Below are 12,416 nucleotides of genomic sequence, written 5' to 3' on the forward strand. Positions count from 1 at the left end.
TTACATTAAGCCAAAATACTAATGGCATGATTTGTTTGCTCTGTTGTCTCTTCTTCTTTAGGTAAAGGAACTTGATTGTAGCTTTTTTTCCCCGATTGTCTTTGAGGCTGTGAGAAGCCTTGTTGTGCTGTTTGTCCATCAGTCGTCGAAGTAAAACTAGCAAGTGAACCAGTCAAAGCAGCACGTTCAACCGCTGTGGCAGGATTTTCTTTCAAGATGCCTTCTTTCCCAGAAATCAGTTGATTTTCTTGTTTTTGAAGGACTTGCTCCAGTTCTGTCTTGATCGATGACAATAAGTGCTTGGTCTGTTGCTGCTCTACCGTAAATTCCAGACGGCTCCCTTGCGCAGTGACTTCCAATGCAATACGGACTTTGCCAAGTTTTTCCGGCACTAATTGAAGTGTGATTTTTTTCTCTGGAGTCTGTACCAACTGTTCAATTTTCTGCGTCAATGGTTCTACGACTGTTTTGACTGCGGCTGGCGTCGGACGTTGATCGTTCTGCATCAACAACTTGGACAAGTCTAGTGTCGTTGTTTGTTGCAAACCGTTAGATCCATCGATTGGCTTCATTGAGTCGTCGATTGTGGAACTCTCGGAAATAGCGACTCTTTCAAGTGCTTGCTGTGGAATGAAAGACTGTGCACTCCCCTTTGAAGGTTCATCAACCAGAAGTGTCTTTTCACTGTTTGTATTTCCTTTTGTATCTACTGGGGCATCTGTTTGTGAGATACTCTCTGTTCCAGAATCCAAGCGGATTTTTTCTCCGTCCGTAGTCAGTTCTCCTACTGGCAGAAACGCTGCTACAGGTGTGTCTGACTTGCTCAGAGTTGATTCTGAAGCAGTGTCTTCTAACGGATTTCCTCCTGTTGACTGAAATACTTGATCGGTCGCTACTGAAGTGCCAGATTGCTCACTGGCCGAATCCACCACTAACGGGTCTTCCTTTGCCAATTGCAATGGGTAGTCTCCCAAAACACTTCCCTTTGATTCAGTCATTTGCGATCCGAAAAAACCTAGCCACCCCAAAGCTCCTTCATTTACGATTTCTGCCTGTTTCGTCATTTCTGAATTTGCTTCTGGTATACATGTGTCGGTTGCATTTTCAGAATCGGCGACTGATTCATCTTCTTTGTCGTCCACTAGCTGATTTCCCTGTTCTACACAAGAAAGATCCCCTTGCGGCACTCCATCTTCATTCGCTGAGTTTCCCTCAAGATTTTGGGAAAACTGTTGCAGGAATTGAATGAAATTACCTGGATCTTTGACAGTAGCAGGTTGTTGTTTGTCAGCAACTTTCATAAGTGCTGGCGTGATAGCCACTTGTTTCATTTTTCACCTCCTCTCACTGATTTTGTGAATCCGCAGCTGCCGCTCAGCGCATTGCTAGACTACGACTGCCCATTTCATCTAATTGTTTTTGTTCTTCTTGAAGCAATTCATAATTGTATTCTTCGAGTTTCTTTTCTCTTAGCTTTTCAACGACTTTTCGTTCTTGCTGTGCTTGAACAACAGCTGTCAAAGCAACTTCAACTTCCTGATTCAGCTGACGCACTTGCTGATACATCTCATGAATGCCAGACTCTAAAGCAGTAAGATAGCGATGCTGAACTTGCATACGACCAAGAGTCATTTCATTGACGTCCATCAATGCGGTTTTTTCATTGATCATTTGAGTAAGAACTTGTTCTTTTTGGATCACTGCTTTTTGTTTCTCTGCGTAGGCTCGTTTTGCTTCTTGTTCTACACTCACACGGTGATCCAATACCTTTTCCAATGAAAAATGAAAAGCTTTCATCTTCAGTTACCTTCTTTCTTATTGCAGGACATTTCGCTGTCGTTCAAGAGCTGCATCCTCATTGAACAAAGCAGCCAATGCAGCCCGTGTTTCTTCAAATGAATTTCGTTCATCTACTCTTTGTTGTAAAAAACTATTGATTGGATGATGCAATGCGATAGCATGATCGGTGATGGCATTTGCACCTGATTTGTATGCACCAATATCGATTAAATCTTTTGCTTCAGCGTAAGCAGCCATATTTTCTTTTAATTCACCAGCGTCATTGTAGTGTTCAGGCGTAACTAATGTCTTCATTAAACGGCTCAAGCTGTTTTGAACATCGATCGCCGGATAATGATTTTGAGCGGCAATTTTTCTAGATAAGATAATGTGACCATCGAGAATCCCCCTGACGGCATCCGCGATAGGTTCATTCATATCATCCCCTTCAACCAGAACCGTATAAAAAGCAGTGATAGACCCTTGATCGGACATCCCGCTGCGTTCCAACAGTTTTGGCAACGCCGTAAATACCGAAGGCGTATACCCTTTAGTCGTCGGCGGCTCACCCGTGGATAAACCAATTTCTCGTTGCGCCATCGCAAAGCGAGTCACGGAGTCCATCATCAACACAACTTTCTTCCCTTGATCTCGGTAATACTCGGCAATAGCGGTTGCCACATGAGCCCCTTTCAAACGTACTAAAGGCGGCATATCGGAAGTTGCACAAACAACGACTGATTTGCGGTAGCCTTCTGGACCCAGATCGTTTTCAATAAATTCTTTTACTTCTCGTCCACGTTCGCCTACAAGTCCAATCACGATAATATCGGCTTCGCAATAGCGAGCCAACATCCCAAGCAACGTACTTTTCCCTACACCACTTCCGGCAAAAATACCGATCCGCTGTCCTTGGCCAACGGTCAACAAACCATCGATCACTCGTACACCTGTACTCATGATTTCAGAGATTTTTTTCCGCTGAAATGGATCAGGAGATTCTTGACTGACAGGGTACTCGTCAGCGTCACTCAAATCGATCGCCATATCCATTGGACGTCCTAATCCATCTAATGTATGCCCTAGGAGCGAGTCACTGATTTTGACCGTCAGTGTTGTGCCGGTAGGCTTCACTAAACAGCCAGGCCCAATACCTTCTAATTGATCTAACGGCATCAATAGAACAGTCTTTTTAACAAAACCGACAACCTCGGCTAACGCAACGTGAGAACTGTTGCGGATCTTCACTTCACAGATTTCTCCTACAAAAACGGCTAATCCTTCCACTTTGATCAATAGACCAACCACTTCGCTGACCTTCCCATAAATGGAGTAAAATCTACGTTTTTTTGCTTTTTGGACAATTGGTCCAACAGGTAATTCAAGCACCATTGCTATTCACTACTTTCTAAAAGATGCTGCAGATAAAGTTGAATTTCTTTTTCCAACTCGAAGACAACGATCGAATCATCTGATTCAATCACAAAATCGTGAGCTGAAAGCTGATCATCCGGTAACAGCAAATAGCGAAAATTACTGATTGCCTGCTTTCGGCTTTCCAAGATATCTTTAAGGACATGCAAATGCTGTTCATGAATGCGGATCGTTAAGAACTGGTCCGGTTGTTCAAACTGCAGTAAAATGGGCTCCAAAAAAGCAAGCAAAGCAGCATTGCTTTGCTCGAAACGCTGGTTGATCAGTGCTTCGGCGATCTGTACACCAAAGGAAATCATCTCAGCTTTTTTCTCTGACCGAAAAGCATTAATCTCTTCTGCTGCCTGCTGTACATTCTGCTCGGCTTGTGCAATAAGCTTGGCAGCTGTCTCTTTACTTACAGACATGCCTTCTTGATACCCTTGCTCATAGCCTTCCTTTTGTCCAGTTGCAAATCCGTTAGCATAGCCTTCTTCTTGCGCAGATTGTTTGATTTGTTGGGCTTCTGCTTGAGCCGCTTCTAGTGTTTGTTGTTTCAACCTTTCGATTTCTTTACGCTGACGCTCCATTTCAAGTTTCCACGCACGTTCCCGTTGCGCTGCTTGCCGCTTTTGACGCCCCGCTTCTGTCGAATCAGTAGTAGAAAGCAACGGAGGAGGTGTTTTAATTACAGCTTCAGTTAAAATTGATTTTTCGGTATCAAGGTTTTTGACCGTTTCATGTTTCAACAAGCTACTATTTGACCACTGCATCCTGGTTGCCCCTTCCAAGATAGATCTCACCATTTTCGTCTAAACGGCGAATCACAGCGACCACATTTTGCTGTGCTTCCTCAATAGCAGACAATCGGGTTGGTCCCATAAATTGAATCTCTTCTTGTAAATTCTCCACTGCACGAGATGAAAGATTTGAGAAAACGAAGGCTTTGATATCTTCTGGAGCACCTTTGAGTGCAAGGACAAGCACTTCATTTGGTACATCCCGCAACACTTTTTGAACATCCAATCGGTCAAGTGTAACGATATCGTCAAATGTGAACAGACTTGATTTGACTTCATTTGAAAGCTCAGGCTGCCGCTTTTCCAGATCGGTCAAAATATTCTTCTCGGTGCTTCGACTCACTGAATTCAAGATCTCTACCAATGTATGCACGCCGCCCACATTTTCACTGTCATTCTCTACATAGTTAGAGAACTTGTTCTCGATCACTTTTTCGATTCGCTCAATGATCAACGGAGAGGTGCTGGAGATCGTACCGATCCGTTCCGCAATTTCTACTTGAAGATGATCTGGAAACTGCGATAACACATTGGCTGCTTTATCGGGTTGCATGTAACACAGAATCAAAGCGACCGTCTGAGGGTGCTCACCAATCAAGAGATTCGTCAACTGTTGCACATCCGCTTTACGTGCAATATTAAATGGGCGTTCTCGCAATTGGATCTGCGTCAACACATCAATCACTTCTTTTGCTTTGTGGGAACCTAATGCTTGATTCAATAAATTTTTTGCATAATCGATCCCACCATCAAGAACATATTTTCTAGCAGTGAATGTCGTTGAAAATTCTTCTAATACTTGATCGCGTTCTTCCGGACTGACAAAATCGATATTGGCGATTTCATAACTCACTTTTTGAATATAATTTTCCGGTAGAAGTTTCATGATCTTCGCAGAGGTTTCCGATCCCAATGAGATCAAGAGTATTGCTGCTTTTTTGACACCATCGAGTGTTTCCATCGTTTCTTTCCCCTCTATTTTTCCTTCATCCAAGCTTTGATCAATTCAGCAGCCACTTCCGGATTTGAATCGGCATGTTGTTTTGCTGAATGATTTAAAGAATTTTCCTCGACCGGCTCTTGTTCAGGCTCATTTGATTCTTCAACTGAAGTATCAACATTGTGCCCTAGACCGCCAAAGACAATTTCTTCGGATTCTTCCATAACTGGTGCTGGTTCTGAAACAGCTGGATGTGCAACCGGCAATTCTTGTGTCACATCTACTGAAATTTGATCTTCGCGACGCTTTCGAACCAATCCAATCACGAATAGCACTAACAAAATCACGACCAATGCGATACCACCGAAAATGATATATTTCAGATAGCCTTTTGCCGCTGCTAATTGTTCAGTACCTTCCGTTTCTTCCACCTCTGCTGTTGCTTGGGCAAAGTCAAAGCCTTGGATAGCAATATCATCGCCGCGATCAGCATCATATCCTACAGCACTGGCAATCAGCAACTGCAGTTCCGCCTGATCATTTTGCGAAAGGTCTGCATTAACGACCACTGAACTTGTCATTCGTTGAATCATTCCCGGCGCTGTAATTCTTTTGGTCGTTTCTGTGTTCAATTCATTTTCGACTGAGCGGCTGTATGAACTGCCTGCATCCCCATCATCTCCGGTCACATTAGAGACATTGTCATCGACTGTACCCGTTTGGGCCTCTTGGATCGCTTCGCCAGATCCAGCTGCTTGAACTGTTTCTTTTCTTATTTCCGGATCATCGTAAGTCACCTTGGTACTTTCAATCGAATCAAAGTTCAGATCTAAATTGATGGAGACTTGAAATTTATCTTCACCGTAGATTGGTGCCAACAATTTCGAGACTTTTTCTTCCAGAATTTTTTCATACTCATTTTTGATTGCAATGTACTTACTGTTCAAACTACTGAGCTGACTATTTTCATCTTTTTCGATCGTCAATGTGTTTCCTGAGCTATCGACGACTTTGACATTCTCTGGCTCAAGCTTCTCAACGGCACCCGAAGTCAGCGTCACAATTCCTTGTACCGCTTCGTCAGAAATCTGTTGATTTTTTAGTGTTAGAATGATCGAAGCAGTAGGTTTGCTTTCTTCACTCGAAAAAACACTGTCTTCTGGCATCACTAAGAGAACTTTCGCTGATTTGACAGAATCTAATGTCTCGATTGCCCGTTGCAACTCTCCGGTAACGGCACGCTGATACATGATTTTCCGATCTTCATCGGTAGTCATCATGCTAGCATCATCAAAAAGCTCAAATCCCGTTGCTGTGTTCGGTAATTTATTTTCGACTGCTAATTCAATCCGGTATTCATCGATTTGTTCTTTGGCAATCAAAATGGTCGTTCCATTATCTGTCAACTTGTAGTCGATTTTCTGATCTGTCAAATCATTGGTGATCGCTCCTGCATCAGCTTCGCTTAAATCTGTAAACAAAACACCGTATTCGACTCTCGTATTTAAGTAATACATTGTTGCCGCGACACCAATAACGCTGATAACGGAAAGAATTGCTATCAATTTTTTCAGTGAACTTTGAGCCTGCCATCGTTCTTTGATCAGGTCCGGCCATTCTTTCAATTTTTCCATCATTTCGCTTTATTCCCTCGCCAACTGCTAAAACTGCATATTTTTAACATCGTTATATGCCTCTAAGCATTTATTGCGCACGGTCACGGCTGTTTGGAGCGCTAACTGTGCTTCTGTCATTCGAATCATTATATTTCCTAGATCACTCTCATCTCCTGTGATCATTTTGATCGTGTCTTGATCCATTGTTGCAGTTTTTTGATTAAGATTTTCAAGCGCATCAGACAAATAATTACCGAATGCAGCACCTGATGAAGAATCAACTTCAGTTGCAGAAGTTCCTGAAGCACCAAGTGCCCGTAAAGAATTCTGATATTCGGTTAATCCTTGTGTTGATAATAATTCATTCATTTTTTTCTACCCCTTTGATATTTCTAGTGCTTTTTTGAGAATTGTTTTATTCATTTCGGAGGCAGAAACATTCGCTTCATATGTACGCACTGCTTGGATCATTGCCACCATTTCATCTGCGATGTCTACATTTGATTGTTCAAGATAGCCGTCTTCATCCGCAGCAGGGTTAGTCGGATCATAAGTCAATTTCAATGTTTCGTCCGTTTGGATCCCCGTCACTTTAACACCATAATTCTTTGTCTTTCCATCTTGAATCGTCTTAAGATTTTCAGAAAAAAGAATGCTTTTCTTTTGGTATGCTTCGCTATTTTCTGTTTGGTTGGTATTGACATTCGCAATATTGGTCGATATCGTATCCAGTTTTAATCGTTCCAACGCTAAACCACTTGCATTGATCGTTAGTCCATCAAAAACACCCACTACATTTGCCTACTTTCTTTAATTACTCAATACATAATTCATCATTTGCAAACGCCCATTGATTTGTGCAGTCAATGCACTGTAATATAATCCGTTTGCTGCTTGATCCAGCATTTCTACTTCTAAATCTACATTGTTGCCATTGTCCTTAAGACTTGTGTTCGCATTTTGAGTTACCCGGGGCTGTACTTGTGAAAGAATGTCTTCTTGTGAAGATTGATTCCCAGCAGCCTGTAACGCTTGTTTCAATTCGCTCTCAAATTCTACTCGCTTCGCTTTATAACCATCCGTATTCACATTGGCTATGTTTGAAGAAATCAGCTCTGCTCTTTTGGCAGAAACAGCAAGCGTCGTTTTTAACAACTCATAACTATCCAATTTTTTCAGTACTCCTTTCAGTCTGTATCAGATGATCATCCGATAAGAATTTCAATCTTTTGTCAAAATAATCATTTTTTTTTGATATAATTAAAAAAACATCGCGCGGTATAATTATAGAGTAATTAAAATTATTTTACAATTTGATTTTTTAAATTTTACTGTTATTACCTTTTGATTATGGAGATATTGTGTTATTTGATAATCATTTTATAATAGCTGTTATCCTTTCTTTTAAATCATTTATTCACAAATCAAACTGAGAGAAGCAGCAAACAAAATAATTAACGATATTTCTGAAAAAAGGCTTAAAAAATCATCATTAAAATCAACTATTCTTTAAAATAAAGGATTTTAAAGGATATTAAATAATTTAAATAACCTAAATGCTGTTTAAATAAAGCGGTTTATTAAAATAGGTAATCCGCTTTTAAATTAACTTGATTTTTGCGCATTTTTACACAAATAAACACTTAAAAAAAGGAAAAAACGAAAGAAAAGTTTCATAAAGACGTTATATTAAAAATATTTTTTCCACATCTTAATTTCTCATTTTTTTTATCCGATAATAAAATAAGGTACATATTTAGGTAATAGAAGTTATAGGAGGAAGCAACAAATGGATTTTTTCTTGCTGATCGGTATAGTATTAGGCGTTATTTCCGTCGTTGTCGGAATGATCGTTAAAGGAGCAAATGTAGCGGTTTTGATCAACCCAGCGGCAGCCATCATTATTTTCGTTGGAGTGATCGCAGCTGTTGTCAATTCGTTTCCTAGTAGTGACATCAAACGAATCCCTAAAATTTTCGGTATTCTACTTAAAAACGAAGAGTACGATGTAAAAAAAACGATCAATAGTATCGTAGATATGGCCAACCAAGCACGGCGTGATGGATTACTGTCTTTAGAAAATGCCATTCAAAACTTGGAAGAACCATTTTTAAAAAAAGGATTGGAAATGGTAGTAGATGGAATTCCTGAAGATCAAATCAAAGAAATCATGGAAAATGAGATCTACGGCATCGAAGAGCGGCATCACGTTGGCGCTAATATTTTTAAAACAGCCGGAACAAGTGCACCGACACTCGGAGTTTTAGGGGCTGTTATTGGTCTGATTGGTGCTCTCGGCAACTTAGAAGATGTCGAAGCATTGGGACATATGATTTCAGCTGCCTTTGTGGCAACACTGTACGGAATCTTTTTTGGCTATGTCTTGTTTATTCCTTTCAGTTCTCGACTGAATTTGAAATCGGAACAAGAAGTACAAGTGATGTCGATTATTGTTGAAGGTGTATTGGCGATTCAAGCTGGACAATCTCCTAAGAGTATTGAAAAGAAACTCTATAGTTTGATTGAACCAAACAAACGAGAAGAAAGATCCTAGAGGTTGACTCAACATGAAAAGAAAAAAGAAAAAGGAAGAACACGTTGATGAAGCATGGCTTCTACCCTACTCTGATATGCTGACACTGCTTTTGGCCCTTTTTATCGTTATGTTTGCCATGGCGAAGGTCGATGATGAGAAGTTTCAGGAGATTCGTAGTGAATTTGGGTCAATTCTTTCCAGTCATCATAGCGGCTCCCCAGTCATTGGTTCTGTCATCGATATGGGCGCCTCTGGCAAAACAGGCAGCAGCGCTGCAACCAATGCTTCTGAAGCACAGGCACAAGAAGAAGCAACTCGCATGCAACTAGAAAACCAACAACTGGAAAAGATCAGTGAACAATTACAAAAAGACTTAGCCGAATCTGCTTTAGACGGACAAAGCGAGGTCAGTTTAGAAGCGGACGGTCTTCACATCACATTAGACAGCAGTATCCTATTTGCTTCTGGTAGTGCTGGGATCACTTCCCAAACCAGCCAGTCTCTGGATACCCTTGCTTCTGCTTTAAAAAAGTTGAAAGCACATAAAATTATTATTGCTGGTCATACTGACAACGTACCGGAGAAAGGCACAGGTCTTTATGAATCTAACTGGGACTTGAGTGCGGCTCGTGCAATCACAGTGATGAACTATTTTATCGACAAGAAGATTATCTCCGAACAAAATGCAGCCATCCAAGCCTATGCTGATACGCAACCTAAAGCAAGCAATGACACCGCAGCAGGACGTTCTGAAAATCGACGGGTAGAAATGATCATCCAGCGCTCGCAAATAGATGAATAAGCCATGTTCAAACCAAAATAAATTGATAAGTGATTTACTACAAAAAAACGAAGATTGACTATCCTGGATCAATGAAAAACAGGAAAACAGTCTTCGTTTTTTGTCTTTCTATAAAAGCGATCCCTCGCAAAAAACACCGCGACAGTCCTTCTGCTGACGAAGACTGTCGCGGTGTTTTTTTCATTTATTTCAATTCAAATTGATCGGTCAATTTTTTCAATACTTTTGAGATATCTCTAAGATCAGAAACATGGTTGGTAAATTCATCCATTGTCGCTAGAACTTCTTCTGAATTAGCGGAAACTTCTTGTGTACCAGCCGCATTTTCCTCTGTCGAAGCAGAGATGTTCTCAAGATCAACTAAAACATTTCCTTGGATCTGTTCGATCCGCTTACTTGCTTCTTCTACATCACGAATGCCATCGATCATGAACATACTGCGTTTATAGACTTCTTTTGAAGAAGCAATGACCCGTTGAATCAAATTCGTTTGCCGTTCGCCGCCTTTTAGCGAATCAGATGTTTGTTCTACCATTTGAGCAGATTGCGTACGAATTTCTTCAATGATCGATTCGATTTCTTTCGTGGAAGCTTTGCTTTGTTCAGCCAGCTTTCGAATCTCTGCTGCTACTACCGCAAAGCCTTTGCCGGATTCCCCCGCACTTGCGGCTTCGATTGAAGCATTTAGTGCCAGTAAATTGGTTTGATAAGAAATGTCATTGATCACACGAATAATGGTATTGATATTCTGAATATTGTCATTCATATTCGTCATATTCGTCATCAATTTTTCCATCTGCTCCAGTTCATTTTGCCAACTTGAACCAACTTCATCCATCAGATTTAAACTCTCTTGATTGATGTCTGTCGCTTCTTGCGACTTGCTGCTCATCTCATTGATGGTATTGCTTAGCTCTTTGATCACATGGGAAAGATTTTGTAATTGCGCCACACTATGTTCTGTTTCCTGCGCTTGTGAGCCAGTCACTTCTGCAATTCCAGTAATTGTTTCTGAAACTTCTTCTGCTGCCACGCCGATTTGTTTGGCTAACTCTAATAAGGAATCAGACATTGAAGCGACATTGCCACTTTCTTTTTGAACATTTTTGATTAGTTTCCCAGTTTCTATAACCATTTGATTATAATTAGCTGCCATCTGATGGATCTCTGTGCCATCCTTATCTGGATAAACGATTCGTTCAGCGAACTGACCAAATCGCCATTTTTGGTTTGGATCTTTTTGATGTCGTTTTAACAACTCCAATTGACCGGCACCCATTTTAGAAAATTTCTCATTGAAAACGTTCATGATCGTGCTCACGATCCTCGTTGTATAAATAGACACGGCAACGATCAAAAGAATCATAAATCCGGCAACGACCACAGAAATCCAAATAATAGAATGTAGCTCTTTGTCCAGATCATTTGCTTCTACTTCTGAAAATGCCCAAACCGTTGACCCAGCAGGTTTATCGTATATCACATCATTGATTCCATTGGAATCTGCCGGCTTTACTCTCCCGATTGGCTGTTCTGCAGCGGCAATTCGTTTGAATACTTTTTTCTCTTGAATGTTTGTTCCTATCAGTGATTTTTCCTTGGATGTAATCACAACACCAGACTCTGAAACCAATGAAACATTCCCAGTACGACCAACGTCGATAGACGACAAGATTTTTTGGATCGATTCATAAGAAACGTCGACACACAAGACACCGATCTGTTTTTTTGAATTTGTGATCATCACAGAAGCTGTCGTCACAAATTCATTCGTTACTGTATCTAGATAAGGATCTGTCCAATAAACTTCTCCCCCTGCTTCAATTGCTCCTTTATACCATGGTCGAGTGGTTGGATCATAGTCAGCGGGTAATGGATTGAATGAGACAAATTCTTTCTCCTCAGTTCCGAAAGCAACTGCTCGAAAACTATCTGTACCAGCAATCGCTGTTGAAAGACTATCACGGATTCTCCCCATACTGTATTCTGTTTTCATTGGAGGAAGTTCTGCCATTGACTTCAATTTATCTTCTGTTGATTTTCGCAGCATATCTTCTTCCGCTATAATCAATCGTACAGCACTTTCTTTGTTGATGTCATTTCGTTCAATCAATGATTTTTTTGTTGTTAAATACGAGCTTACAACTAAAAATAAAATTGGAATAACTGCAACTAAAATCATGACCAAACCAACATAAAGCCCAATACTCTTTTTCTTTTTTCTCAAACTTGAGACACTCCTTCATTTTTCAAATTCTCTCTAACTTCTGCAACGAAGAAACTTCTTCAAACAGACTTACTCTTTCGTAATCGGTCATTGTATTCCTTTTATTAAGAGTTCCTTGTTCTTTTAATCATCAGAATTTTTTTCATATCTAAAAAATACACCACAATTATGAAGTCATTAGAGGAAACAAAAAAGCCTCAACAATCAGCGCGACCACTAGCAGCAACGTTGAACGTTGGGGAAAGATCTCGCTGATTATTTAGGCTTATTGATTACTTTTGGAAGGTGTGAAACAGCTAAAAC

12 protein-coding genes are annotated in these 12,416 nt (G+C 40.5%); 2 read left to right on the plus strand and 10 right to left on the minus strand.

Annotation, left to right across the window (positions count from 1 at the left end; all coding sequences use genetic code 11):
* Nucleotides 1-5: 5 nt before the first annotated feature.
* The 9 genes from EG2_RS04380 to flgB are packed head-to-tail and all read right to left on the minus strand — an operon-like array spanning nt 6 to nt 7,718.
* Entirely contained in the window at nt 6-1,331 is a 1,326-nt protein-coding gene (locus tag EG2_RS04380; RefSeq protein ID WP_060813689.1) for a flagellar hook-length control protein FliK, read from the minus strand.
* A gap of 43 nt (nt 1,332-1,374) precedes the next feature.
* On the minus strand, nt 1,375-1,797 hold the full coding sequence (gene fliJ, locus EG2_RS04385) for a flagellar export protein FliJ (protein WP_060813690.1): 423 nt from the start codon (nt 1,795-1,797) through the stop codon (nt 1,375-1,377).
* An 18-nt stretch (nt 1,798-1,815) separates the two neighbouring features.
* Entirely contained in the window at nt 1,816-3,171 is a 1,356-nt protein-coding gene (fliI, locus tag EG2_RS04390) for a flagellar protein export ATPase FliI (protein WP_060813691.1), read from the minus strand.
* A gap of 2 nt (nt 3,172-3,173) precedes the next feature.
* Nucleotides 3,174-3,965 carry a FliH/SctL family protein gene (locus EG2_RS04395; protein WP_060813692.1) on the minus strand — a complete coding sequence of 264 codons (792 nt, stop codon included), beginning with the start codon at nt 3,963-3,965 and terminating at the stop codon, nt 3,174-3,176.
* Nucleotides 3,949-4,953: a flagellar motor switch protein FliG gene (fliG, locus tag EG2_RS04400; RefSeq protein WP_060813693.1), complete on the minus strand. Its 1,005-nt coding sequence runs from the start codon at nt 4,951-4,953 to the stop codon at nt 3,949-3,951. Before fliG ends, EG2_RS04395 begins: the two co-directional genes overlap by 17 nt.
* 14 nt (nt 4,954-4,967) lie before the next feature.
* Nucleotides 4,968-6,566, minus strand: a complete 1,599-nt coding sequence (fliF, locus tag EG2_RS04405; RefSeq protein WP_060813768.1) for a flagellar basal-body MS-ring/collar protein FliF — start codon at nt 6,564-6,566, stop codon at nt 4,968-4,970.
* Between the two features lie 27 nt (nt 6,567-6,593).
* Nucleotides 6,594-6,917, minus strand: coding sequence for a flagellar hook-basal body complex protein FliE (fliE, locus tag EG2_RS04410; RefSeq protein WP_060813694.1), 324 nt, complete (start codon nt 6,915-6,917; stop codon nt 6,594-6,596).
* Nucleotides 6,918-6,923: 6 nt separating this feature from the next.
* Nucleotides 6,924-7,340: a flagellar basal body rod protein FlgC gene (gene flgC / locus EG2_RS04415; protein ID WP_060813695.1), complete on the minus strand. Its 417-nt coding sequence runs from the start codon at nt 7,338-7,340 to the stop codon at nt 6,924-6,926.
* An 18-nt stretch (nt 7,341-7,358) separates the two neighbouring features.
* Nucleotides 7,359-7,718 (minus strand): flagellar basal body rod protein FlgB, encoded by a 360-nt coding sequence (gene flgB, locus EG2_RS04420; protein ID WP_060813696.1) that lies wholly within the window; start codon nt 7,716-7,718, stop codon nt 7,359-7,361.
* A 619-nt stretch (nt 7,719-8,337) separates the two neighbouring features.
* Between flgB and motA the strand changes: the two genes are divergently transcribed.
* Nucleotides 8,338-9,102 carry a flagellar motor stator protein MotA gene (gene motA, locus EG2_RS04425; protein ID WP_060813697.1) on the plus strand — a complete coding sequence of 255 codons (765 nt, stop codon included), beginning with the start codon at nt 8,338-8,340 and terminating at the stop codon, nt 9,100-9,102.
* A 13-nt stretch (nt 9,103-9,115) separates the two neighbouring features.
* Nucleotides 9,116-9,886, plus strand: a complete 771-nt coding sequence (locus tag EG2_RS04430; protein ID WP_060813698.1) for an OmpA/MotB family protein — start codon at nt 9,116-9,118, stop codon at nt 9,884-9,886.
* 184 nt (nt 9,887-10,070) lie between these two features.
* Here EG2_RS04430 and EG2_RS04435 read toward each other — a convergent pair whose 3' ends face one another.
* Nucleotides 10,071-12,113 (minus strand): methyl-accepting chemotaxis protein, encoded by a 2,043-nt coding sequence (locus EG2_RS04435; protein WP_060813699.1) that lies wholly within the window; start codon nt 12,111-12,113, stop codon nt 10,071-10,073.
* Between the last annotated feature and the right edge of the window lie 303 nt (nt 12,114-12,416).

The organism is Enterococcus gallinarum NBRC 100675 (genome assembly GCF_001544275.1).
Taxonomy (GTDB): domain Bacteria; phylum Bacillota; class Bacilli; order Lactobacillales; family Enterococcaceae; genus Enterococcus_D; species Enterococcus_D gallinarum.

Excerpts from the sequence above, each read along its gene's own strand:
- EG2_RS04380 (WP_060813689.1), bottom strand. The coding sequence starts at position 1,331 with ATGAAACAAGTGGCTATCACGCCAGCACTTATGAAAGTTGCTGACAAA.
- fliJ (WP_060813690.1), bottom strand. The coding sequence starts at position 1,797 with ATGAAAGCTTTTCATTTTTCATTGGAAAAGGTATTGGATCACCGTGTG.
- fliI (WP_060813691.1), bottom strand. The coding sequence starts at position 3,171 with ATGGTGCTTGAATTACCTGTTGGACCAATTGTCCAAAAAGCAAAAAAA.
- EG2_RS04395 (WP_060813692.1), bottom strand. The coding sequence starts at position 3,965 with ATGCAGTGGTCAAATAGTAGCTTGTTGAAACATGAAACGGTCAAAAAC.
- fliG (WP_060813693.1), bottom strand. The coding sequence starts at position 4,953 with ATGGAAACACTCGATGGTGTCAAAAAAGCAGCAATACTCTTGATCTCA.
- fliF (WP_060813768.1), bottom strand. The coding sequence starts at position 6,566 with ATGGAAAAATTGAAAGAATGGCCGGACCTGATCAAAGAACGATGGCAG.
- fliE (WP_060813694.1), bottom strand. The coding sequence starts at position 6,917 with ATGAATGAATTATTATCAACACAAGGATTAACCGAATATCAGAATTCT.
- motA (WP_060813697.1), top strand. The coding sequence starts at position 8,338 with ATGGATTTTTTCTTGCTGATCGGTATAGTATTAGGCGTTATTTCCGTC.
- EG2_RS04430 (WP_060813698.1), top strand. The coding sequence starts at position 9,116 with ATGAAAAGAAAAAAGAAAAAGGAAGAACACGTTGATGAAGCATGGCTT.